The 25,000-nt window shown below is 49.6% G+C and carries 18 protein-coding genes; 11 read left to right on the plus strand and 7 right to left on the minus strand.

The genetic code is table 11. The features are described 5' to 3' along the window. Window positions 1-4: 4 nt before the first annotated feature. Window positions 5-439 (minus strand): RrF2 family transcriptional regulator, encoded by a 435-nt coding sequence (locus ACYVGO_RS14140; protein ID WP_460969822.1) that lies wholly within the window; start codon window positions 437-439, stop codon window positions 5-7. A 512-nt stretch (window positions 440-951) separates the two neighbouring features. On the opposite strand from ACYVGO_RS14140, the gene ACYVGO_RS14145 reads away from it, so the two are divergent. The 6 genes from ACYVGO_RS14145 to ACYVGO_RS14170 all read left to right on the plus strand — a co-directional run bounded on the left by ACYVGO_RS14145 (window position 952) and on the right by ACYVGO_RS14170 (window position 10,998). Next, window positions 952-1,218, plus strand: a complete 267-nt coding sequence (locus ACYVGO_RS14145) for a hypothetical protein (RefSeq protein ID WP_460969823.1) — start codon at window positions 952-954, stop codon at window positions 1,216-1,218. Window positions 1,219-1,444: 226 nt separating this feature from the next. Beyond that, window positions 1,445-4,513, plus strand: coding sequence for a SusC/RagA family TonB-linked outer membrane protein (locus ACYVGO_RS14150; protein WP_460969824.1), 3,069 nt, complete (start codon window positions 1,445-1,447; stop codon window positions 4,511-4,513). A gap of 226 nt (window positions 4,514-4,739) precedes the next feature. After that, window positions 4,740-6,083, plus strand: a complete 1,344-nt coding sequence (locus ACYVGO_RS14155) for a RagB/SusD family nutrient uptake outer membrane protein (protein ID WP_460969825.1) — start codon at window positions 4,740-4,742, stop codon at window positions 6,081-6,083. A 95-nt stretch (window positions 6,084-6,178) separates the two neighbouring features. Next, window positions 6,179-7,564 carry a DoxX family protein gene (locus tag ACYVGO_RS14160; RefSeq protein WP_460969826.1) on the plus strand — a complete coding sequence of 462 codons (1,386 nt, stop codon included), beginning with the start codon at window positions 6,179-6,181 and terminating at the stop codon, window positions 7,562-7,564. Between the two features lie 13 nt (window positions 7,565-7,577). After that, window positions 7,578-9,296, plus strand: coding sequence for a hypothetical protein (locus tag ACYVGO_RS14165; RefSeq protein ID WP_460969827.1), 1,719 nt, complete (start codon window positions 7,578-7,580; stop codon window positions 9,294-9,296). 220 nt (window positions 9,297-9,516) lie between these two features. After that, entirely contained in the window at window positions 9,517-10,998 is a 1,482-nt protein-coding gene (locus tag ACYVGO_RS14170; protein ID WP_142775104.1) for a phytoene desaturase family protein, read from the plus strand. A 21-nt stretch (window positions 10,999-11,019) separates the two neighbouring features. Here ACYVGO_RS14170 and ACYVGO_RS14175 read toward each other — a convergent pair whose 3' ends face one another. After that, window positions 11,020-11,574 (minus strand): RNA polymerase sigma factor, encoded by a 555-nt coding sequence (locus tag ACYVGO_RS14175; protein WP_460969829.1) that lies wholly within the window; start codon window positions 11,572-11,574, stop codon window positions 11,020-11,022. A 283-nt stretch (window positions 11,575-11,857) separates the two neighbouring features. Between ACYVGO_RS14175 and ACYVGO_RS14180 the strand changes: the two genes are divergently transcribed. The 4 genes from ACYVGO_RS14180 to ACYVGO_RS14195 all read left to right on the plus strand — a co-directional run bounded on the left by ACYVGO_RS14180 (window position 11,858) and on the right by ACYVGO_RS14195 (window position 19,168). Continuing rightward, window positions 11,858-14,488, plus strand: a complete 2,631-nt coding sequence (locus ACYVGO_RS14180; RefSeq protein ID WP_460969831.1) for a DUF7133 domain-containing protein — start codon at window positions 11,858-11,860, stop codon at window positions 14,486-14,488. Between the two features lie 309 nt (window positions 14,489-14,797). Then, window positions 14,798-15,673, plus strand: coding sequence for a hypothetical protein (locus ACYVGO_RS14185; protein ID WP_460969832.1), 876 nt, complete (start codon window positions 14,798-14,800; stop codon window positions 15,671-15,673). Between the two features lie 249 nt (window positions 15,674-15,922). Next, entirely contained in the window at window positions 15,923-17,434 is a 1,512-nt protein-coding gene (locus ACYVGO_RS14190) for an alpha/beta hydrolase-fold protein (protein WP_460969833.1), read from the plus strand. A 27-nt stretch (window positions 17,435-17,461) separates the two neighbouring features. Continuing rightward, the gene (locus ACYVGO_RS14195) at window positions 17,462-19,168 is read left to right on the plus strand and encodes a tetratricopeptide repeat protein (RefSeq protein WP_460969835.1); all 1,707 of its coding nucleotides are present in this window, start codon (window positions 17,462-17,464) and stop codon (window positions 19,166-19,168) included. Window positions 19,169-19,232: 64 nt separating this feature from the next. Here ACYVGO_RS14195 and ACYVGO_RS14200 read toward each other — a convergent pair whose 3' ends face one another. Genes ACYVGO_RS14200 through ACYVGO_RS14220 form a run of 5 tightly spaced genes read right to left on the minus strand, consistent with a single transcriptional unit; the run spans window position 19,233 to window position 23,606 of the window. Beyond that, a complete protein-coding gene (locus ACYVGO_RS14200) occupies window positions 19,233-20,915 on the minus strand; it encodes a sensor histidine kinase (RefSeq protein WP_460969836.1) in 1,683 nt (560 codons plus the stop codon). Then, a complete protein-coding gene (locus ACYVGO_RS14205; protein ID WP_142775097.1) occupies window positions 20,899-21,939 on the minus strand; it encodes an ATP-binding SpoIIE family protein phosphatase in 1,041 nt (346 codons plus the stop codon). Before ACYVGO_RS14205 ends, ACYVGO_RS14200 begins: the two co-directional genes overlap by 17 nt. Continuing rightward, window positions 21,932-22,345 carry an anti-sigma regulatory factor gene (locus ACYVGO_RS14210; protein WP_142775096.1) on the minus strand — a complete coding sequence of 138 codons (414 nt, stop codon included), beginning with the start codon at window positions 22,343-22,345 and terminating at the stop codon, window positions 21,932-21,934. Before ACYVGO_RS14210 ends, ACYVGO_RS14205 begins: the two co-directional genes overlap by 8 nt. Continuing rightward, entirely contained in the window at window positions 22,326-22,727 is a 402-nt protein-coding gene (locus tag ACYVGO_RS14215) for an STAS domain-containing protein (RefSeq protein WP_142775095.1), read from the minus strand. Before ACYVGO_RS14215 ends, ACYVGO_RS14210 begins: the two co-directional genes overlap by 20 nt. A gap of 12 nt (window positions 22,728-22,739) precedes the next feature. Beyond that, a complete protein-coding gene (locus tag ACYVGO_RS14220) occupies window positions 22,740-23,606 on the minus strand; it encodes an STAS domain-containing protein (protein WP_142775094.1) in 867 nt (288 codons plus the stop codon). A 508-nt stretch (window positions 23,607-24,114) separates the two neighbouring features. Between ACYVGO_RS14220 and ACYVGO_RS14225 the strand changes: the two genes are divergently transcribed. After that, window positions 24,115-24,999 (plus strand): ABC transporter ATP-binding protein, encoded by an 885-nt coding sequence (locus ACYVGO_RS14225; RefSeq protein ID WP_460969837.1) that lies wholly within the window; start codon window positions 24,115-24,117, stop codon window positions 24,997-24,999. Window position 25,000 lies beyond the last annotated feature (1 nt).

Genomic DNA, 25,000 nt, shown 5'->3' on the forward strand with positions numbered 1-25,000 from the left:
TGGGTTACCCTAACCCAACCGGAACGGCTCCCTCAATGAGTGAGCGGAGGGTTGTCTTCTCGTAAACGGATAGATTGGCGTCACGTACTCGTAGCATGATGGGTCGGATTGAGCAGGTCTCTTCATCCTCACAGTCGTCGCAACGAACGTAGAAGTTGAGGGATACGCAGGGAGTAGGAGCAATGGGACCATCGATTACCCGGATTACCTGAGCCAGATTGATGCGTTCCGGTTCGAGTCGTAAGCTATAGCCGCCCCCTTTCCCTTTCTGACTTTGCAACAGGCCGTGATTGCGAAGTTCGAGCAGGATACTCTCCAGAAACTTTTTCGGAATGTTCTCCTGAGCCGAAATCGTGGCAATGAGCATGGGACCATTCCCGAATTCTTCGGCTAGTACCTTGAGGGCTTTAATGGCGTATTTCGCTTTTTTGGAAATCATGGTGTCAGGTAATTACGGATTGTGTTGCCCAATTTCGGGATAAAACTACAGCTTAGATTGAATAAATGCTATTCTGTAGGAATAGTAGTCTATAACCGTATATCTCGATAGACTATTAGGTAATATGCTGTTTATCAGATTTTTGTAAAAATACTTGGAAAAAGAAAAATACCTATTCACCTTTGCCCATCAATCTACAGGACTTATAAAAAGGTTCCAGTTATCAGGTTAAAAAGTTATGAACGTAATCGACCATTTTAGGGCGACTGTTACCTCCGATTTTTCTTTGAGCAGGCTCACACTACTTTATATGCGCTGTTGTGGCTGATAGACTTCGGCAAGCATTCGCTTAAGTAATCTGTAGTGCTCTGCCACACTGGTTTACCTGGCCAGAACGAATTCTAATCGTATATGCTCTATAACCTAGTACATCAACGTAACGGTTCTATTTATTATTCTACTTAGTATGTGGATTATATGTTTTATGAAAAATTCATTGACTACCGAAACCCATGAGTGATACTATCAATGCGCTTAACTGGCACCAGATAAGTTACCGGGTCGCTGGGTTCGACCGGGTGAATTTTGTGAGCGACATTACCAATGCCATCCCGCAGGACGATGCCTGTCAGATAGCGCGCCTGGATTTTGAAGCAGATGGAGTGCAGGCACGTGGATGGCTCATTATCCGGGTGCGCCAGCAGAAGTGGTTTACGACCATACAGGACCGCTTACGATCGGTGCAGGGAATGGTTAGTGTTCAGGCCGATCTGATTTAATACTCTGACAAATTTTCAACTAACCAGGCATGCCTATGATTTGCTAACAAACCTGCTTACCAACGGCAGTAGCCGTAAATGCATCGGCGCATAAAAAAACCGGAACGGCGCCAACCGTCCCGGCCAGTTACAACAAGACAGAATTCGCCGAAGCAATTTCCAGGGCCTTTGAGTGCTACCAACACCCGCTGGCCTGTCTCATTTCTCACGTAACCATTGCAAAGTAATGAAAAAAGCTCTATCGGGCCATCGCTCCGGCGCACTGGCTTGGCTCCTGTGGGGATTAAGCCTACTAATTTCTGTTGTCGTACAGGCACAGCCTATTGCTCCAACCATTAATGCCACCATCAATGGCCGGATAACCGACCAGCGTACCAAAGAGCCACTCATAGGCGCTACGGTGCTGATTAAAGGCACCACCAATGGCGGAACGGCCGATACGAAAGGTCGATTTGTCCTGAAAACCGGTCAGAAACTCCCCTTTACAGTCGTTGTGAGTTTCATCGGTTACCAATCCAAAGAAGTCGTTGTGGAGGGTAGCACGATCAATATTGATCTGGCTGCCGATGCTAAGCAACTGTCCGAAGTGGCTGTTGTAGGCTACGGTACCATCGAACGCAAGAACCTGATTGGCTCGCTGAATAAAATTGATCCCAGCGACACCAAAGTAATTCCGGTAGGTAGTGTCGATGCACAGTTGCAGGGTAAAGTGCCTGGTGTTCAGATATCCAGCGCAACGGGCGTGCCGGGCGAGCGGGTGAATATCCGAGTACGGGGTGCCACCTCTATCAACGCGAGCAACGATCCGCTCTACGTAGTCGATGGGGTATTTATCAACAACAACAGCCTGCAAACCATCGGTACGGGTGGCAAGGCAACGTCGCCCATTGCCGACATCAATCCATCCGACATCGAACGCATCGACGTACTGAAAGATGCCGAGGCAACGGCCTTGTACGGCTCACGCGGAGCGAATGGGGTGGTGCTGATTACCACCAAACGCGGCAATTTCGGGCAAAAACCGACCATCAATGTCAATGCTTCGGCTGGGGCTGCCAAAGCGGCTAAACTGTGGGACCTGACCACTGGCCCTGAGCACGCTACCCTGGTTAATGAATGGTGGATCAACACGGGTAAAGATGACCCGACCTTGAAACGCACCTTCGAAAATCGGCCTTTCCGCCCTGTTGCGGAAGGAGGGCGTGGCTTGCCCGAAGAGCAGCAAACCTATGATCGGTTGAGTGAACTGTTTCGCACGGCCCAGCTTCGTAATTATGATCTGTCGCTGACGGGCGGCACGCAAACAACCAAATACTACATTGGCGGTGGCTACAATACACAGGAAGCTATTATTAAGCCGGTTACGTTTAACCGGGCCAGCTTTAAGGTCAACCTCGATCAGCAGGTAAATGACAACATTCAGGTAGGCGTGAGCAACACCTTTACCCGAACGTACCGGAATCAGGCTCGGGCAGGGGATGGCCCTGCCGGAGGCTTGCTACAGGCGGCTTTGCATACGCCTACGTACTTGTCGCCGGTTAATGAACAGGGTGTGCTGGTGGGCCGGGCTGGCTTCGATAACCTAACGCTGCTGCTCAATAACTACGCTGTAAATACAACCAGCCTGCGTTATATTGGTAATTTGTACGCCGATGCGCAACTGCTGCCAGGCCTGAAATTCCGGACTAGTTTCGGGATTGATTACAACAACTACAACGAATCAGAGTACTGGAATTCCCTGCTCATTTCGGGTAGCCCAAATGGCTTTGCTACGTCGAGTGTGAGTCAGTACACAACCTGGCTGAATGAGCAAACGCTGACCTATCGGAAACGGATCGGGTCGAGCCACTCCTTCGGGGTGTTGGTAGGCAATACGCTGCAAAGTGATAACCTGACCCGGACCTATGCCGAGGGCCGTGGCTTCCCGAATAACTCGTTCACCCAGATTTCGTCGGCGTCGACAACGGCCAGTTCGCAAAACTGGTCGAAGAGTACGCTGGCTTCGTTCTTTGGCAAGGTCGATTACAACTTTGCGGGTAAATACCTCATTGATGCCAGTGTCCGGGCCGATGGATCGTCGCGCTTTGGCTCTTCCCGGAAATGGGGCTATTTCCCATCAGTGGGTGCCGCCTGGCGGATCAAACAGGAGGATTTTCTGCGGAACAATACGATTATCAGCGACCTGAAACTACGGGCGAGTTGGGGCATTACGGGGAACCAGAACGGCATCGGCAACTTTGCGGCTCAGGGGCTGTGGATGGGCGGCACCGGCTATCAGGGGAATCCGGGCATTTCGCCCCAGCAACTGGGCAATCCGGATCTACAGTGGGAGCGCACCCGGCAGGTTAACCTGGGCGTGGACGTATCGCTGTTGAACGACCGGATCAGTTTCGAGGCCAACGTTTATAGCAAATACACCTCCAATGGACTTCTACAGTTGGCACTGCCCGGTACGACTGGCTTCAATAATTACTGGAGCAATGCCGCCGAGATCAGTAACAAAGGCTTCGAATTTGGAATCAACACGGTGAATATTCAGCGGGGTGGATTAACCTGGAGCACCAGTTTTAATATCGCTCAGAACGTCAATCGCATTGAAAAACTGGCGACACCCCTGCGCTACGGTAGCCGCGACCTGATTCTGCAACAACAGGGCACACCGCTCTATTCATTCTGGGTATACAAGCAGCTTTATGTCGATCCGCAGACCGGGAATGTTGTGTATGAAGATGTCAATAAAGATGGGCAGATTACCGTGGCCGATCGGCAATTGGTCGGCAGCATCTGGCCTAAATTCTTCGGTGGCCTGACCAACACCCTGACATATCGGGGCTTCGATGTGAATCTGTTTTTCGCCTACCAGTACGGCAATAAGATTTACAACCACAACAAATTCTTTGGTGAAGGCGGTGGCGCCCGTGATGCGGCTCGAATCATTTTTGCCTCGAACCTGGCCCGCTGGCAGAAGCCGGGCGATATTACCGATGTACCGCGTCCCGACGGGATCAATGTCAACAACTATCGCGATGGGGGGAGTCGCTGGCTGGAAGATGGCTCGTTTGTGCGCCTGAAGTCGATCACGATCGGTTACACGCTGCCCAAATCCGTAACGAGTAAAGTGGGTATTCAGGGACTTCGGGTATATGCAGTGGGCACCAACCTCTGGCTGCTAACCAAATACACCGGTCTTGACCCCGAGTCGAGCGCCAGCAGCGACCCTAATTCACAGGGTATCGACCTGGGTACCCCCCCGCAACCCGTTGGTCTTCAGGGTGGAATAAGTTTGACATTGTAATCAAAGCAGAGTTTTAAGGTGGTGTCAGGTTCTAAACTTGACTCGTGAGGTTTCTCAAAACCTCCTTACAATTAGAAAATACACTCGGTTTTGAGAAACCTCGCTGTGTCGGGTTTGAGAACCCGACACCACGTCAAGTCGATCGGCCAGCGGCCAGGGAATAGTCGGCACGAACGTAGACGTTCACGCCATCATCACCACCACAGGTCTAATAACCTCAAAAAATATGAATCGTATAAAAACCATTTTTTCGCTGCTCCTGATCCTGGGAGTCAGCGGGTGCCAGCAGTTTCTGGATGTGAAACCGCTGGAATCCATCTCCGATACGGAAACTATTGCCGACCAGAACTCTGCCCTGACGGCCCTTCGAGGGGTGTACAGTGCGCTGGCCAGTAGCGACTACTACGGAACCAGTTTTCAATCTGTAGGCTACCTGTCGGGCGATAACGTGCAGTGGACGGGCTCACAGTCGCAGGTGCAGGAGTTTATTAATCACAAAGTGAACGCCGACAACTCGACGATTGCCAGCGTCTGGGTTGCGATTTATCGGACGATAAACCGAGCCAATAATGTGCTGGCGAAGGTACCGGCAGTTACTGATCCGGCTTTGACCACGGCCCTGAAAAATCAGTATCTGGGCGAAGCTTACGCCATTCGGGCATTGGCGTATTTCGATCTGGCCCGGACCTTCGGTGGGGTGCCGCTGATTACCAATCCAACCGTTAAGCCAACGGATAATGTGGGCATCAAACGCAGTAGTCAGGCCGATACCTATGCCCAGGTTTTGCGCGATCTCGAAGCGGCTGAACCACTTCTGCCCACTACCGTTGATCGTTATCGGGTAACCCAACGGACTGTGTTTGCCCTGAAAGCCCGCTATTATCTCTACCAAAAGGACTACGCCAAAGCGGAGGATTATGCGACCCGGCTGATCAGCGATGCCACGAATTACAAGCTTCTGAAGCCTTATAGCGCGTTTTTTGCCAGTGATGCACGGGGTACGCCAGAATCGGTATTTGAGATTTTCTACAATGGTACCACCGAAGTCAATGGACACCGGAACCAGTGGCAGTCGCAGACGAACGGCGGTACCCGCCAATGGGCACCGAACGATGCGCTGGTTGCCTTATTGAACAATCCGGCTGTTGGAGGTACACGCAGTACGCTCATAGCGAAAGACAACCAGAATCGCTGGTACGGAAACCTCTATTACCGCAATCCGGCTTCCGATCCATCCTACATCTTCCGCATTGCTGAAGCCTATCTGATTCGGGCCGAAGCCCGTGCGCAACTGGCCAGGCTGTCCGATGCCCTTGTCGATCTGAACGCCGTACGTGACCGGGCCGGACTCACTGCCAGCACTGTCACGACAAAAGAGGATATTTTACTGGCCATCGAAAATGAACGGCGGGTCGAGTTTGCGCTGGAACCCCACCGCTGGTTCGACCTCGTCCGGACTGACCGGGCAAAAGACGTACTGAACGTGACCGACCCTAAACGGTACCTACTGCCGATTCCGGTGCAGCAACTGCTGTCGGACCCTGTACTTGAGCAAAATCCTGGCTATTAACTCATTGTCATTCTATAGTCATTGGTTGCCAGCTAATGACGATAAATGACAACATAATGACAATCAATGACCATGAATAACCATCCCCTAAAATTATGGCTGTTTTAGATGCACCCCGGCTCCGTAGTGAGGCTAAAGTGGTGAGCCAGGTTGCCGACTGGCAACCCTACGAAAAGACTTTATTTCGGTTTGTTTTCCTGTATTTTGCTGTTCAGCTTCTGCCGCTCGATGGGCAATTCGTTCGGAATCTGGTAGCTACGGAAGGCGGATATTCACGGTATGTGTTCAATCTGTCGCGTTATGCACCGCATTTTTTCGGTCCTCAGGATAGTTTCCTGAACTGGTTGGTGGTGGCACTTGTCGCCCTTGTTGGCACGATTGTATGGTCCCTTCGGGCAAACCCATCTACGAACTATGATAGCCTGTATTACTGGCTACGCGTGGCACTTCGGTACCGACTGGCTATTGGCCTGATTGCCTATGGGTTTATTAAACTCTTTCCGTTGCAGGCCCCACTGCCTTCAATCAGCAATTTGAATACAGCCTACGGCGATCACTCAGCCTGGAAATTGTTTTCACTCACACTGGGTATTGTTCCGTCGTATCAGTCGTTTCTGGGTGGGGTTGAACTGTTGGGCGGGCTATTGCTTCTGCATCGTAAAACAGCAACTATTGGCACGCTGATCATCCTGCCGTTTCTGGGGAATGTGTTTTTCTCGAATCTGGCATACGAGGGCGGAGAGTACGTGTATAGTGGCTTACTCATCACGTTTGCACTGGTGTTGTTTGCCTTTGATGCCATCCGACTCTTCAGACTGTTGTCGCTCGAATTACCTACGACACCAAATCGGTTCCAGCCCATTTTTTCGGAACAGTGGCAGCGGTACGGTCGGTGGACGTTTAAAATCGCATTTGTGTTTTTTGCTGTGGTTCTGTATGGATATAGCACCTATGCCGCCTACCGAAAAGGCCCGGTTCGCTTCCCTCAAACACCAGGATTGCCGGGCGTGGCCGGACTCTATAACGTTAGTGAATTCAGAATAGGGGGCAAAACCCTTCCATATTCCAAAACCGACCCCACACGCTGGCAGGACGTGGTTTTTGAGGCCTGGAATACCATCAGTATAAAATCCAATCAACCGGTCAGGCTGGTGACGACGAATGTTGAACAACTGGCGGGCGCGGATAGCGAGCGTGATTACGAACTAGCTGGCTCACAGGGGCGGCACTACTACCGTTATACCGTCGACTCGACCAACCGACTTCTGACGCTTAAAAACGCGAATCCGAACGAGGCTGCCGAAACCCTGAAACTGGCATATACGCAGGTGGGTGACGGGCAGATTATTCTGTCGGGTGTTGCCGCGCCGGGCGTAGCTGGTACGCAGGATTCCGTGTATGCTGTACTGGATAAAGTCAACAAAAAGTACCTCATCGACGAAGCTGCCAAAGCGGGTCGCCGGGGTGCCCTTAAACTCTAACCTCCTCTACCCAATGGCAATCCCAAACATTTCTCCCGAACGGGCGGATTTAGGCCTGATATCGCCCGAAGAACTGCTGGACACACAACCATCTGGCAAACAATCGGCTGTGACGGCTCCGGTGCCTGCTACTGAACAACGCTATCCCTGGACGGAAGGCCAGAAGATTTTGTTCCGAATCGCGTTTGTGTTTTTTATCAGTATGTCGCTACCCAACAACGTGGACTGGTATAAGGAAGTTATTGCCTTAGACTGGCTGCATCTGCACTACCGCGATTTATATGATGTGGCCCGTTTCGGGTCTGGACTGACGCTTTTTGGTAACAAACTGTTTGGCAGTACGCTGAACGGCTACGCAACCTGGATCATCACCCTGCTGTTCGCTACGGTCGTTGGGCTGATCTGGACAGGTATTGCCCGCTTCCGCCGGAAAGAAGCGCGTGAGTACAACTGGCTGTACTACTGGCTACGGGTAATTGTACGCTACCGGGCGGGTATTGGCATTATCGGGTTTGGGTTTACGAAGCTGATGCCCACGCAGTTGCCTTATCCGTCGCTGGGTGTACTGAATACGAATTTTGGTGATCTGACAGCTCAGAAAATCTATTGGCTCTCCATCGGAATTGCTCCCTGGTATGAGGTCTTTACCGGGGTGGTTGAGGTATTGGCCGGGGCTTTACTGTTTTTTAGAGCCACAACGTTCTGGGGATCAGTACTGTTGTTTGGTGCTCTGGCCGACATCGTTTATGTCAATCTGGCTTACGACGGCGGGGTACATGGCTACAGCTCCTACTTCGTATTACTATCGGGCTTTTTGCTGATTTATTACGTTAAGGACATCTATAATCTCCTGATTCGGGAGCGGCCAACTATCCCCAATTATTTTTATCCTGCACTAATGGGCTGGCAGCAATACGTGCGTATAGGCCTGAAAACGGCCACTATCGGCATCTTCCTGGTGCTGCTCTACTGGCTGCAATACGTCAACTTCGTGTACGATCCGTACAAGCAACCTGCACAGAAGGGTATTAAGGAATTGCGGGGGAATTATACTGTCACGGAGTTCAGACTCAATGGAAAACCACTTCCTTATTCTCCGGTGGATTCGGTACGCTGGCAGGAAGCAACCTTCGAAAAATGGACCACCTTAACCTTCAAGACGGCCAAACCCGTTGAACTGGATCTCTCGAATGGGGGTGGTGCGCCAATGCGTGATATTAACCGGACGTTCGAACTAACGGGTGTAGCAGGTGGCCAACGGGTGTTCTATTATGAAGCCGATCCCAAAAATCATGTGCTGTATTTGCAAGATAAAAACCGGGGGGCTCGAAACCAGGAGAACCGGGAGTTTCTGGCCAATAACGGTGATCTGGGCGGTAATCGGAACAACCAATCGGGGGGGCGACGCCGAGAGAGAGGGGAGAGCACTACGTCTGAGAAACCGAGTGTGCCAGACAATTGGATACCGAAAGACGCGCTGGCCAACATAGGTTCCGAAGATCTGAAAATTGCAGCCATCGCCCGCTCGACCCGACGTACCAAAGGGATTGAAGCGGAGTCGAAGCCGGTTAAACGCAACCGAATGATTCTCCACTACCAGACTACCGATGGAAAGCGGGTGATTCTGACTGGTATCAACGAAAACAAAGACTCGATTTACGTCGTGCTGGACCGGGCAAACCGAAAATACGCCCTTTCAGAAAGTACGTTGAAGGCGGGTACGTACGAATAAGCTATCTGGTTTGCTATCCATAACAGTTGTTACGGGTTTCCCGTTGATGACAGGGAACGTGTAGTAACTCAGCTTTCGGTATCTTTGGTACCAGGGAGACTCAATAAATCAATAAAGCTTAGTCCGGTTGTCGATCAATTCAGCGAGATACGCTATATCTCCAAGATATAGCGTATCTCGCTGAATTGATCGACAACCGGAAACGGGCAATAGCATACCAATGGTAAATTCAGGAGGTGGGCAAGCGTATGATGCCGTCGTTGTGGGTTCCGGGCCGAATGGCCTGAGTGCGGCTATCGTGCTGGCGCGGGCGGGCCTGTCGGTGGTAGTGCTGGAAGCCAAATCGACCATTGGCGGAGGCACACGTTCCGCGGAACTGACCTTACCCGGTTTCATACACGATATTGGGTCGGCCATTCACCCGTTGGCGGCTGGCTCTCCGCTGTTTCAGAGTTTGCCTCTTACCGAACACGGTCTGGAGTTTATCTACCCACCCATTTCTGCCGCGCACCCTTTTGATGGAGGGAAAGCAGCCACGCTTGTTGGCTCAGTGGAAGAAACAGCCCGGACGCTTGGGGTTGATGGACCAGCCTACCATAAACTGTTCGATTCTGTTGTGAAGCACTGGCCTACCATGGCGGCCGATGTGCTAGGACCGTTACGCTTTCCTAAACACCCGCTCGATCTGGCGCAGTTCGGTCTGGATGCTCTGCTTCCATCCACTGTGGTGGCTAACCGATTTAAAACGACCGAAGCCAGAGGGCTGTGGGCAGGCATGGCCGCTCATGCCATTCAGCCGCTCACAAACCTGACCACCTCGGCCATTGCGCTGGTGCTGATGACGGCCGGGCATCTGCGCGGCTGGCCGATGCCCAAAGGCGGTTCACAGTCCATTGCCAATGCGTTGGCTTCCTATTTTAAAAGCCTGGGTGGCGAAATTGAGGTTGACCGACCTGTTCGCTCCCTGAATGAGTTGCCCAAATCACGCGTCGTACTGTTCGACCTGACTCCGAAGCAATTACTAACGATTGTTGGCGACCGGTTTTCGAGCGGGCTGGCGAATCAGATGTATCGGAAACAACTGGAGCACTACCGCTACGGACCGGGCATTTTCAAGATTGACTGGGCACTGGATGGCCCAATTCCCTTCACAAATCCTGACTGCCAGCGAGCCGGAACCATTCACCTCGGTGGCACGCTCGAAGAGATCGTTGAAGCGGAACAACGAACCTACGACGGTCAGCACCCCGACCGCCCCTACATCTTACTGGCCCAACAAAGCTTATTTGATCCTACCCGCGCACCAGCGGGAAAGCACACGGCCTGGGCCTATTGCCACGTGCCAAACGGCTCAACACTAGATCGTACCGACGCGATTGAGAAACAGGTTGAGCGGTTTGCCCCCGGCTTCCGCGACCGGATTCTGGCCCGTCACACCATGAACACGGCGCAGGTAGAAGCCTGGAATCCCAATTATGTTGGTGGCGACATCAATGGCGGTATCATCGACATTGGCCAGTTGTACACCCGGCCAACCATTGGGCTAACACCTTACCAGACATCGGTACCCGGCGTTTTTATTTGTTCCTCGGCCACCCCACCCGGCGGGGGTGTGCATGGCATGTGCGGCTACCACGCAGCCCGAGTGGCTTTACGGGAAGGATTCGGCAAATCTGTACCGGTTGAGCTGTCCGATGGGTAGGTGGAATATGAACTGAAGCGTTTATTCGGCCTCCGCGTAGAGGTTGATATATCGGGACTTCGCCTGCTCCCGGGCCCGCTTGATACGCATCTTCACCGCGCTGAGCGTTGCTTTTTGTTGCCGGGCTATGGTCTTGATTTCTACCCCTTCCTGATATTTCATTCGAAGCAGATCGCGCTGGTAATCGCTCAATTCCTGCATGGTTTGCTCTAGAATACGGAACGGTTTTTCGTCAGAATCGTCGAAATTCTGGTTTGATAGATAGTTTTCATTGAGGTACTGCTGGTATTTCAATTGATATTGTTGCCGTTTGCGCACCTGATCAATGCAGTAATTCGTGGTTACGACCTGTAGCCAGGCTGTAAAACCGGACTCGCCCTTGAAACCCGCCAGCTTACTAGTAAGCCGGATAAAAACCTCCTGGGTAAAATCATTGGCTTCATCTGGATCTTCGCAGAAAAACAGGCAACGTTGATAGACTCGATAGCGGTGCCGCGTGTAGAGCTGAGCAAAGCAGAGGTCATTTTTTGTCGTTACATACAGGGAGATTAGCACCTGGTCGGATAGGCGATTCATGGAGAAGTTTCAGGTAAGTTGTTATGGTTCTACAAATATAAATCGGCTGGATGGTCTACCTCTGGCCGCTTAACTCGATCCGATTGATAACTAGCGAACAGTTTAGAAAATGCCATGAAACAAGTAGTTTGACTACTGAATTCTTATATGGTTGAGGATGGATTCTTAGAGCTGTTTTTAGTAGCTATAGGTGTGATTGTATCTATCAATTACACCCCCTAACTGCGAACAACTAGTTAAATTATCCGGCAACGCTGCTTTCTTCATCAAACAAATAGTACCGATGCTGAGAATTTCACTGAGTTTGATTTATGTTGCGCTGGCCCTGATTGGCTTTATTGGAAAATTGGGCAGTTCAGAACCCCAAACGAGCCACCGACCTGCGTTGCTGGCCGATGGACCTGCCGATATTCGACTGACTAATTTTGCAGGTCCGGATCTGACACCGAGTCCAGCTTGCCTGGCCGTTGCTCCAACCGGCGAAGTGTTCGTGGGAGTGGACATGATCGGGTCGCTGGGTAAAACGCCCGGCAAGGGATACATCATTAAACTCATTGATCAGGATAATGACGGGAAAGTAGACCAGCACACCAAATTTGCCATGGTCGATAATCCACGCGGTATTATCGCGCTCCGGGACCAGGTTTTTGTACTGCATACGACCTTTTCGAAAGAAACCGGAAAAGCCAGCAATATGGATCTGGTGGTGTTTACTGATGCCAATAAGGACGGAGTTGCTGATGGACCGTCCAGGCCACTCATTCAACATCTAAGCAATCCTAACTTTCTACAGAGCCGGGGTACTGATCATGCAACCAATGGTATCCGAATGGGAATCGACGGCTGGATCTACATTGCCGTGGGTGATTTTGGTTTCCATGATGCCGTAGATCGAAGCGGAAAAAAACTAACGATGCTGGGCGGTGGTATTGTTCGGGTACGGCCCGATGGCACCGAAATGGAAATTTACTCCCATGGCATGCGCAATATCTACGATGTGGCCATTGATCCCTACATGAACATTTTTACGCGGGATAACACCAATGACGGAGGGGGCTGGAACATTCGATTCAGCCATCAGATTCAATCGGGCGAGTATGGCTATCCCGTTCTGTTCAAACAGTTTACGGATGAAATTATTCCGGCTCTGGTCGATGTGGGCGGGGGCTCCGGTACGGGTTCGTTGTTCATGGACGATGCCACCTGGCCAGACAAGTACAACCACGTACCTATGATGGCCGACTGGGGACGGAGTCAGTTGTATATTCACCGTGTTACACCCGATGGCCCTAGTTATACCCAGAAAGAAGAAGAGTTTATCAAGCTGCCCCAGATCACCGATGTGGATGTAGATGCATCGGGCAGGATGTATCTGGCGGCCTGGGATGGGGCCGGGTATTCAGGCAATCCAGCTAAAGGATATGTAATGCGGGCTGTACCGGCAGAGTGGACCTATAAAGCGTTTAAGTCGCTCGAAAAGGCCTCTGTAAAGCAACTGATTGGGGTTCTTAAATCCGGAAGTGCTGCGGCCCGCCTGTATGCCCAGCAGGAATTGCTCACCCGCCCCGCCGATAAGGTAGCCAAAGCCGCCTGGAAAATCACCGCCGACAAGGGTTTGCCGCTATACGTACGTATAGCGGGTATGTACACCTATGCTCAAGCGGCAGGCGAAGCGGGAACGGCTAATCTGGTCAACCTGACCGCAGAGCCTGAGTTTAGGGAGTACGCCTTACGGGCGCTCAGCGACCGAAAAACGCGCCTAACTTCAGTACCCATCGAACCATTTATGCAGGCACTGAAAGACCCGTCTGATCGGGTTCGGCTGGCGGCTATGATTGGTCTGGGACGACTTGGTAAAGTAGAAGCGGCTCCGGCTTTGTTGCAGGTTGCAGTTCCATCTTCGTTTGTGGCACCGGCTAAAGGTACCGAAGGTCCTCACGCAACGCCCAATTCGGCCCTTGTTCCGGCGCATATTGCTGTGCGAACCTTAGTGAGTCTGCACGCCGTAGATGCCTGCCTGGGCGCTATAGGAACGGGTAACTCTACGCTTGCACTTTGGGCACTGCGCTACATGCACGACCCGAAAGCCGTAGATGGCTTGCTCTCAGCCTACCAGCGTACCCAGGACGAAGCCCTGAAAAAGCAGATTCTGACTACCCTGGCACGACTTTACAAAAAAGAAGCCGACTATGATGGGTCCTGGTGGTGGGGTACCCGCCCTGATACGCATGGCCCGTATTACAAAGGAATCGTATGGGAGTCATCGCCCGCTATTGAAAAACTACTGAAGACAGAATGGGCGAAGGCCGATGCGACCGGAAAACAGTTCTTCATCGACCTGAACAGCCGCCACCGGATGGATATCCCTGAATTTGGCGCTGAAGAAGTTGTTGCCGTTAAGGAAGAAGCCAAAGTGGACCTGGAGAAAATCAGAAATCAGAAGGGTCAGATCGGAAAATCGTCTATCGAAGACATCATGCTGGCCATGGCGAAGCTACCCGGTGATGCTGTAAAAGGGAAAGCCCTCTTTACCCAGCAAGGCTGTATTGCCTGCCACAGCATCACAAAAGGCGAAACCATGAAAGGGCCGTTTATGGGACAGATTGGTTCGATCATGAATCGGGAGCAGATTGCCGAGTCAATTCTCAAACCCAATGCGTCCATCTCGCAGGGGTTTGCTACCGTACTCATCACAGCCAAAGGCAATAAGAGCTATACGGGGTTCATTACCGAAGAATCGGCTAACAGGGTCGTTCTGCGAACGATTACGGGCGAAGTGTTCACGATTAAAGCCAGCGACATTCTTTCCCGCAAGGAAATGGAAACATCCATGATGCCCGATGGTCTAGCCAACGCCTTGTCCTACGAAGAATTTGCGTCACTTATTACGTTTCTGTCGCAACAGAAGAAGTAGCTGTGATAGTGGTCTAGTGAGTTAGAGTGTGGTGTCAGCTACTTATAGCTGACATAGGGAGGTTTCTCAAAACCGACACCATTTCACAAACAAAAACAGGTAGAAATACGCCATTTCTGCATGCAGGGCGTGTTTCTACCTATTTTTGTTTGTGAGAAACGAGTTTTATCCCGACTTGTTTTAACCTGTTGTCGGTCTTGTTTCGCTTGTTGTTTAGTCAAAGCAGCTCACTGCCAGTTGAGCGTTGAGAGCCGTTGGTCTTACTGTCACCTTTGCATCGGAAAGCAAATCCCTAACAACAAATTACTAATGAACACTTTGTATAAAAGACTGATTGCAGTCGTTGGTTTAGCCGTATCCTTGAGCGCCTGTCAGGAGAATAGTTTGGTGGCTCCTGAAAAGCCGGTCGCTACATCGGCCGAGGCCGTCAATGATCTCATTGTGGTGGGTGTCCCCAAGAAGTACACACTGATCAAACACGGACAGGTTACCTTGACGTATATGGGGGATGGTCGGTTGCAAAAAGCAGCTTACGGCCCAGGGCCAATTTCCTATCCCTACAGTTCGGTGATTTACGCCTACGGGGCTCAGTCCATCAAAACAACCGCCTATTCGGGGAACACGGTGGTGCTGGAAGAAAATTACCTCCTGGATGCCAACGGGCGATGCCTTGAATCAAAGGAGAAAACATTCGTCTTTTACAGCTTCGGCACCGTTGAACTTGAGCAAGGCTGGGTTTATCAATACAATGCTCTGGGTCAGTTGAAAACACGAACGAGCAAAAACAATGGCGTGAAAACAACCTACACCTTCAATGCCGACGGTGATATGAGTAAGGCAAGCTCAACCGGAATCGATGGGAATTCCTTAAAAGACATCACCTTCGCCTATGATCAGCCCGTTGGCGACCCGATTCTAGCGGATCGGAATCAACTCAACTCCGAGTGGACTTCTCTGCCCGATTCCTACCTGAAAATTTTCGGTAAACCCAGCAAACACCTGGTGAAACTCATTACGCAGAAAAACTACTATGGCAATCAGGCCCCATTGACCTACTACTATTCCTATACGATCAACCCGGATGGCTATATAACTGAAGAGAAACAGTTTAACCTGTTCAATGCTGCCCTAATGTCTACGAAATCGTACAACTATCTGGTTACAAATATTGGCTTTCTTCAATAGCCTAACGGTAACGCAAATTGGGGAAGGTGCCTGGCTATTTAGTCAGGCATTTTTTGTAGTACCGACCGTCCCGGTCGGGCGCGGATTAACTGGTTTCTCGCCCGACCGGGACGGTCGGTATTACAGCAATATTTAGACCAGTAAATCTGTAGGAACGTTGAAAGATTTCTTTATTTTTATATCAAAAAAAACTGCTGGCTATGAGTTTGTTATAGCAATAGTACGTCCTTTTCCTAAAGCCAAAACTATATGAAGAAATTTCTCCTGCTCACTCTTTTTTCGGCCTTTGCCTTTGTGGCCCCTGCACAAATAAACAACAAGATTGTGATTGGGGAGATTGACAGCATCCAGTCGAAACTACTGAATGAGAAACGAAAAATATGGGTCCATGTTCCAGATAGCGGTCCTGCTGGTTTTTATGCCAAACAACGGTATCCAGTTGTTTATTTGTTAGATGGCGATGCCCATTTTTCGTCGGTGGTGGGCATGATCGAACAATTGAGTTCTGTAAATGGCAATGTGATCTGCCCCGAAATGATTGTAGTGGCAATTCCCAACACCGACCGAACGCGGGATTTAACGCCAACCCACGTGGAGAGTGACCCACCGTTTATGGATCGTGATTTTTCGAAAAACTCGGGCGGGGGCGAAAAATTCCTTTCGTTTATCGAGAAAGAATTGATGCCGCACATTGATTCCCTGTATCCAACCCAACCGTATAAAATGCTCATTGGACATTCATTTGGCGGTTTGTTGGTCATGCAGGCCTTAACCAGGCACACTGGTTTATTTAATGCCTATGTGGCTATTGATCCGAGCATGTGGTATGATAAACAACGGTTTTTAGCCGATACGAAGAAAGCCTTAACTACTAAAAAATACGAAGGAGTTTCTTTGTTTCTGGGTATTGCCAATACCATGAATGAAGGCATGACGCTGTTAAAACTGCAAAAAGATACAAGCGCAGCGACCCGGCATATCCGGTCTATTTTTGACCTGGACAAACACGTAAAAGCCAGCAAACAGAACGGCTTACGTTATCAAAGTAACTACTATGGCGATGATTCCCACGGCTCGGTTCCACTCATTACCGAATACGATGCCCTCCATTTTATTTTCAATTACTACAACTTAAAGCTGACTCAAAAAGACTACACTGATACAACCACAGCGTTGGCCGATAAATACGAACGGCATTTTGCCAACGTATCAAAGCAACTGGGTTATAAGGTAAGCCCCGTTGAAAGTTTGATTAATGGTCATGGCTACGGGGCTTTGGCGAATAAGAATTTTAAAAAAGCTGAACGATTTTTTAAGCTCAATGTGGCTAACTACCCCGGTAGCTACAATGTCTATGACTCGTACGGCGATTTCTTCCTTGCGAAAAAAGACACCGCCAATGCCATCGCTAATTTTACCAAAGCCTTGTCCCTGAAAGAGAATCCAGAAACGAGGGGGAAACTAGACGAACTACAAGGACAGAAAGCCCTCAAACTCACCGCCGACGAGTTGCAGAAATATGCGGGAGAATTTGAAATAGCAGGGGTGGGCATGACCCTGAAAACGTTCGTCAGCAATGGGGTATTGAAAATTTTCGCTCCGGGCCGTCCCGAAGGGGAACTCTATTCAACCAAATTGCCTGAGTTCAGAATCAAAAATGCAACAGGCTATAGCTTTCGCTTCGAGATGGACAGCGATAAACCGACCGTTCTCCATATCGTTGTTCCGGAGGGAACGTTTAAAGCGATGGCGAAAAAGTGAGTTGATCTACACCAAACCGAGACCAACATGAAGAATCTATCCTTCCTCTTCTGTTTATTTACATCCATTGTGAGTTATGCCCAGCATGATCATCACGTGGATGACACCAAAACGAATCATAATCACCTCGCCCATATGCAGGCGTCGAGGGCGCAGAATGTGTACATTCATAACCTGCCACCCCCTAAGCTGATGACCGGCGTTGGGCAATCGAAACTGACGATTGAAACCAAGTCCGAAAAAGCCCAGCAATACTTCAATCAGGGACTTTCCTTGCTGCACGATTTCTGGGATCTGGAGGCTTACCGGGCGTTTAAAGAAGCCATTCACCAGGACTCAACCGCTATTATGCCGTATTGGGGATTGCTGCAAACGGCGGGCGCGGACGAGGATAGTATCTATGCCGCCAACAAAAAGATAGCGGCCAAAAAGCTAAAAACACTGGTAAAGAAGGCAACAGAACACGAGAAACTGTACGCCGAAATGGCCATTTTAGGCGATTCGCTTAAGGAAAAAGCCTACCCGGAAATCATCAAAAAATATGAGTTGATCGTCCATAAATTTCCCGATGATATTGATGCCAAACTGTTTCTGGCCCTGGCTAAGATGAGTGGTTTCGATACAGAGTTAAAGCCCAACGAAGGGCAGCTCTACAGCGAATTTCTGTTGCGGGATGTGCAGCGAACGGAGCCTCAAAATCATGCGTTCCATCATTACTGGATTCACCTGATGGAGCATTGTTGCCCTGAGCAGGCGCTCAAAAGTGCCGACATACTAACATCGCTCGCGCCCACCTCAGGGCATATTGTGCACATGCCGGGCCATATTTACAACCGGGTTGGCGATTACAAAAAAGCGCACGATACCTTCGTAGCCGCTGTAAAAACAGACTCGGCCTATATGAAAAGGGAAGGTATTCAAGAGGTCGATAACTGGAATTACATCCACAATATCAATTACCTGATTGCGAACTGTGCGCACGATGGTCGGCACAAGGAGGGGCTGTATTATGCCGAGAAACTAAAAAATATGCCCATATCCAAAAGCCGTAAAAAGATTTATGATGGCACATTTTTTAGTCAGGGAATTCTGGCACCCGCCAAAATGGAGATGGCGTTTGGCTATTGGGATCGGGCGGCTGCGCAGTTAGAAATGGTGCAGGACAAAGACACGGTGTACAGTATTGCGAATATGGATTATAAAAACGGGCTATTATTTTTTGTGAAAGGCATGGATGCACTGGCCAAGAACAAGCTCCCGGATGCGATTGCCTATTCGAACAGTCTGGATGCATTTTTATGGCGGAATGAGCATCAGAGTGGGAAGGACAGTACGCTCAATAAATTCTACCAAAATGCGTTGAACACGGCATCGCTGGAATTACAAGGCTGTATTAAACGTGATCAGGGAAAATATAATCAGGCGATACCATTTTTGGAGAAAGCTCAGAAACAGGAACTGGAATTAGGCTATGGAGAGCCTCCGCTTTATTCACGACCGGTAGCGATAAGTCTGGCGCGGACCTATGAGAAAGCTGGTAACTGGGATAAGGCTGCCGATACGTATCAGAGCTTATTAAAGCGCTTTCCGAAGAGTGGTTATGTTTATTATGGGTTAGTGAACCTATACACCCAAAAAGGGGACGCCGAAAAGACCCGTGACTACGAAACAAAGCTGAAAGACGTTAGCCAGTATGGTGATAAAGGGCTATACGCCTTAACGAAGCAGAAGTGAGAATACGGAACGGGCATCGACCCAGTTTACGCTGGGCTGATGATAGCCATACTGCCTGAGTCCCTTAGTTAATAGTACTGGCTACGGGCAAATAAACCTGAAAGGTGGCTCCTTCGCCGAGTTGGCTGATGGCTGTAATCGCTCCTCCGTGGTTCGTGGCTACTTTTTGGCAAATGGCTAGGCCAACTCCTGTTCCTGCAAACTCATTTTTGCCATGCAATCGCTGGAAAACCTGAAAAATGCGGTCCAGGTATTTTTCATCGAAACCAATTCCATTATCGCTGATTTCAATTTTATGATAGACCGCCGATTGTCGGGCTGGTTTTACCGTGTGTGGCAACTGATCAGCTGTTATTTCCTCTGACTTAATATAGATGTGAGGAGGAATACCCGCTCGGTGGAACTTTAGGGCATTGCTCAGTAAGTTTTGAAATAATTGACCAAGCTGTGACGCTTCTCCCTCAATGGTGGGCAGGGTATGCACTTGGATTTGGGCTTGTGTTTCTTCGATAACAAAGGATAAGTTCTCCAGGCAATTGTTCACCAGACTTGTAAGGGTTACAAACGTAGGCGTTTCACGACGGGTAGAAAGGCGGGAGAAACTCAATAAATCTTTGATCAGCACCGACATACGGCTGGCGGCCGATTGCATTCGGCTTAAATAGGTTCGAGATTCGCCCGATAAATCACTGTCACGGCTCTGGAGGAGATCGCCAAACTGCTGAATTTTGCGTAGCGGCTCCTGCAAATCATGACTGGCAATGTAGGCAAACTGGCTTAGGTCTTCATTGCTCCGGTTCAATTCGCGAACGGTCGATTCTAATTCATGTTGCGATTGCTCCAATTTTGCTTTTGCCTGGGCCAACTCCTCATTGTGCCGAATGGTTTGCTCCACAAGCTTCTGTGCGTCTATATTGACCACAAAGCCCGTCCAGGCCGCTACTTTATCGGCCTCACTTTTTACGGGCTGGGCTGTAAAAAGATGCCACAGGTATGATTGAGTCGTGGCATCTCGCAGCCTACATTCATACTGAAATGGCAAATAGTTGGCCGCCTGCTTAGCCCATAATGCCCAGAAGTCATCATAGTCGTCTGGATGAATAATTTTAGCCCATTTGGTCTGATTGATGGATTGGAGCGAATGCCCGGTAAGGTCGGTCAGCCAGGTATTGGCGTAGAGCAACTGGCCTGCCTGATTAGCCGTAAAAATGAGTAGTGGCAACGAGTTGGTTACCCGCTGGTAATGCTGCTCACTTGCCTGTAGGCGTAAAGCCAACTCCTGTAACTGCTCATTTTTTCGCTTAATCTCATCATAAGCGGATAGCGGTTGATTGGCATCAAATTGAGCGCGCCACTGGTCAATTTGCTCTCCGCTTAATTTCCGTGACGTTGGCAGGCTGTAGTATAGTATGATTTTACCCCCTTTGCCTGTATTGGTTATTTCCATCTTCTCCACCAATCGCTGAGCATATAACAGGCTCTGGTTGAGCGGATTGGCTACAGGAAGATTCTTGTCCTCAATAATGGCCACTAAGTACTGATGACCACGCGATCGGTCGGTACATAGGGTTAACAGAGGACCCGTACCCTGCTCAATGGCATAGCGGGCAACCTCCGAGACGGCCGTAGCAAACGTAGTTTGAGCCGCTAGAGATAAACCAACCAGTTCCACCAGTTTCATGGCCCGTTTGTGGGCCAGAATCAGGTCCATCTCATTATCGAGCGAAATCCTAACTAATTCCTCCATGATCTCCATGAGCACGCCCAACAAAGACGGAGGTGTCGTCCGTTTGTCGGGAATAATCTTTATATAAAGCGGCAGCCAGGATCGTTAAATCATACCGATGAATGAACGGATACCGGGTGTGGTCCCAGCGCGATTGCAACCCATCCGAACACATAATTAACAACTGACCCCGTTCAAAAGGCAGGGTGTGGTCGTTCATGGTAGCCGGCAAATTCATACCAATAATTCCGTTATAAGACAGAAAATTTTTGGAGGCCATTGCCCCACTGAGCCGGGTTGAAATATTGCCGACACCACACCAATTCCATCGCTGGCTAGCTACATCGTAAACAACAACAGAACCAACCAATCCGCGGGTTTTAGTTACTGAACGGTGCATATACCGTATAATATCGACTGGGCGGTGATCTGGACAATGGCGGAAGGCCGTAATAGCGGTTTGTACGGCCGCATAGGCTTCAGGACCATGGCCTAAGCCGTCGCCCAGAAACAACTTGATGTGGCTGGGCGTCATTTTTAAATAACAGCCATCGCCACACAACGTCTCACCCGGTTTGGCAACCAGCAACGAGCGAAAATCAAACCCGGAAGCCCGTTCAGGAATAGGCGCATTAGTCGGGTTCAGGAAAATACGAGCCAGAAGGATCGTGCCCCAGCCTTTCATTGAATAAATCTGCACCTGATCGGCCAGGCGATTAATAGACCCTAATCCATGACCCAGCGTGCTGGTGGTAGATACGCCATCCCTGACCATTTTGGTGGCGTCGGCCATACCAGGACCGTTATCTATGCTGATGAGTTCAATACCCGACTGCGTAGTGGATTGAAAATGTTGCACAAACAGATCACCCCCTCCACCATGTTTGATCAGGTTTGACGCCATTTCGGCCACAATTAAGTCTATTTCACTAAGTCGCTGGTGCTGAAAACCAGCCTGTATTGCAATTTGATTGATTCCTTTTTTTAATAGAGCTAAATAACTCCGGTCGGGGGCCTGAAATCGTACGTATGCGGAGTTATCCATTCTTCCATTTTAAAATGGTAATTGTTGTTCCCTGTCCAAGCGTACTTTTAAGGTCAAACTCGTTCACCAGCCGTTTGGTACCGGGTAACCCTAAACCCAGGCTTTTTCCGGTAGAATAGCCATCCTGCATGGCCAGGCTAATGTCAGCAATACCGGGTCCCTTATCTGTGAAGGTCAATCGTACGCCCGACTCGCGCCCTTTGCTAACCACTTCAATCAGTACCTCGCCACCATTGGCGTAACGAAGCATGTTTCGGGCTAACTCACTGGCGGCTGTAATGAGCTTCGTTTGGTTAACAAGGCCCATTCCAATTTTTACGGCTACTTCTTTTACGCGATTACGACACGGAACAACATCCTGCTCCCGGGTAATGGCCATACTGTCTTTATTCAGTATCGTCAGCATCGTCGTCATCCGCTAGTTCGTCAGTTGGGCCAAGCTTTGTTTGCAACAGACTCATCCCTCGTTCTACGTCGAGTGCGGTATACACGCCACTGAGTGATAATCCTAATTCGATCAGGGTAATAGCCACGGCTGGCTGCATACCAACCACAACGGTTTCGGCATCCAGCACCCGAGTCATACTGGCAATATTGCCCAGAATCCGACCCATGAACGAGTCGACAATTGATACGGCCGAAATATCGATCAGTACACCCCGTGCTCCTGTTTTGTGGACCATACCGATCAAATCAGTCTCCAGGTTTAACGCCAGCCGGTCGTATAAATCAACCTGAATGGTGACCAGCAGAAAGGGACCCATTCGGAGGATAGGTATTTTTTCCATAGGTAGCGCGCGTTAACGTATAGACTTATCCGTATCTGCCCGCTTAACCAGCAGCCGGTGCATGCTAAAGGCATGCTTGAGGGCGCTGGCCAACGACGCTTTGGTAATGATGTTGGATAGGTCGATACCCAGGTGAACCACCGTTTGTGCGATCTCGGGCCGGATGCCACTGATGATACAATCGGCTCCCATTAAACGCGTGGCACTAACTGTCTTGATCAAATGCTGCGCTACCAGCGAATCGACGGCGGGTACACCAGATATATCGAGAATGGCAATACTACTCCCGGTATCCACAATCTTCTGCAGCAGGTTTTCCATCACAACCTGTGTGCGGGAACTGTCTAGCGTGCCAATAATGGGGAGTGCCAGAATGCCTTCCCATATCTGAATAACTGGCGTAGAGATATCACTGATTTCTTCGGTCTGTCGGAAAATAACTTCCTCACGGCCTTTAATAAACGTCTCGAACGTAATGACGCCGAAATTATCCAGAAGCCTGTTTAGTTTCTGGCTCTCGGTAAATAGCTGCATCGGATTATCGGGTATATGCTGCTGGAGCAAGTCGATAATGGCCTCTTTTAAACCGAAGATATACAGACCTGTTTCGCGGGGAGAAAACCCCTGTCTGGCGCGTGACATTGAAACGGCCGACAGAATTTCGAACACTTCATCGAAATCTGTCGAATCGACCTGGGTTATATTTTCATCTGTAATGGCCTTGGCCAGTGCACTGATCAACTCCTCCGATTGCGCCCGCAATTCGTCATTCGTCATCAAATCGTCCCGAAGACTTTCACTCACTAATTGTTTCTGAAGCCAGTTGTCAAGTAACTGGGCTTTGTTCTTTTTTAGTAACTCCGTTATTGTTGTAGCCATTGGTAAAGATGGGAAGGAGAAAACAGGCAAAAATAGACAACAGATGATTAGATTAAAATTAAATAATGTGATGGGCGTTAACCCATGCTTTATTACTTGACCTGACTGGGTCTATAACGCGTATTTCTGTTGAAAGATAATAAAAAAAGTAGTGTTATAGTAAGTTTTTTACCCTAATGGTGTATACAAGTGCCATTCATAAGAGGTAGTCATAGAAAGCAGTCTACACACTTATACAGGCAAGTAGGATATGATTTGATGCCTATAGGCTGTCCCTCTAAAATAGAAATTACATAACTTATTTATTTTTTAGTAACTAAAAGTTGGGCTCTCGGCAACGTTCGGGATGAAGATTTACGGGTCAAGGGGTTCAACTGAAAACTGTACGAATACGGCTTAATAGCGTGCCTCGAAACCAGTTGGATGAGTTTACAACCATTTAACCTAAAAAGGCATCGGTTTACAGACCGGTTCTTATATTTGGTTAAACTCGTTAACTCCCTTCGCTATGCAACTGATTATCCAGCACTTATCCAAGACCTATCCTAATGGCGTCAAGGCATTAGATGATGTATCACTCACGATTCCAATGGGCATGTACGGCCTGCTGGGGCAGAATGGAGCCGGTAAATCGACGCTGATGCGGACACTCGCTACCTTGCAGGACGCTGACACGGGCACGGCAATGCTGGATACTCTCGATATTCTGAATCAGAAGGACGCTGTTCGGCGGGTGCTGGGTTATTTGCCGCAGGAGTTTGGGGTGTATCCTAAAGTGGCAGCTACTGACCTGCTGGATCACTTCATCGTCTTGAAAGGCATTACCAATGGAAAAGAGCGAAAAGAGCTGGTGGAGGCCTTATTACACCGGGTGAACCTGTACGAGCATCGTAAAAAAGCCGTTAGCAGCTATTCGGGTGGGATGAAGCAACGCTTTGGTATTGCGCAGGCACTCATAGGGAACCCCAAACTGATTATTGTTGATGAACCAACGGCGGGCCTGGACCCCGGCGAACGCAACCGCTTTTATAATCTGCTGTCGGAAATTGGTGAGAATGTGATTGTGATCCTGTCGACGCACATTGTGCAGGACGTGATGGAGCTCTGTAATAACATGGCCATTATTCATCAGGGCCGCGTGTTGTATAGTGGTTCGCCAACGGATTCGGTGGCGGGGTTGACCGGTAAGATCTGGGAGAAGTCGATTGCTAAAAGTGACTTGCTAACCTACCAGCAGAACTACAACGTTATTTCCAGTAAACTGGTAGCCGGTAAGCCACTAATACACATCTACAGCGAGTCCACGCCGGGCGAAGGGTTTATACCTGCCCAGCCTGATCTGGAAGACGTCTTCTTTTCAACCATTCAGGCCGATACACTCCAACTCAGCTAAC

It is taken from the genome of Spirosoma migulaei, from assembly GCF_054776855.1.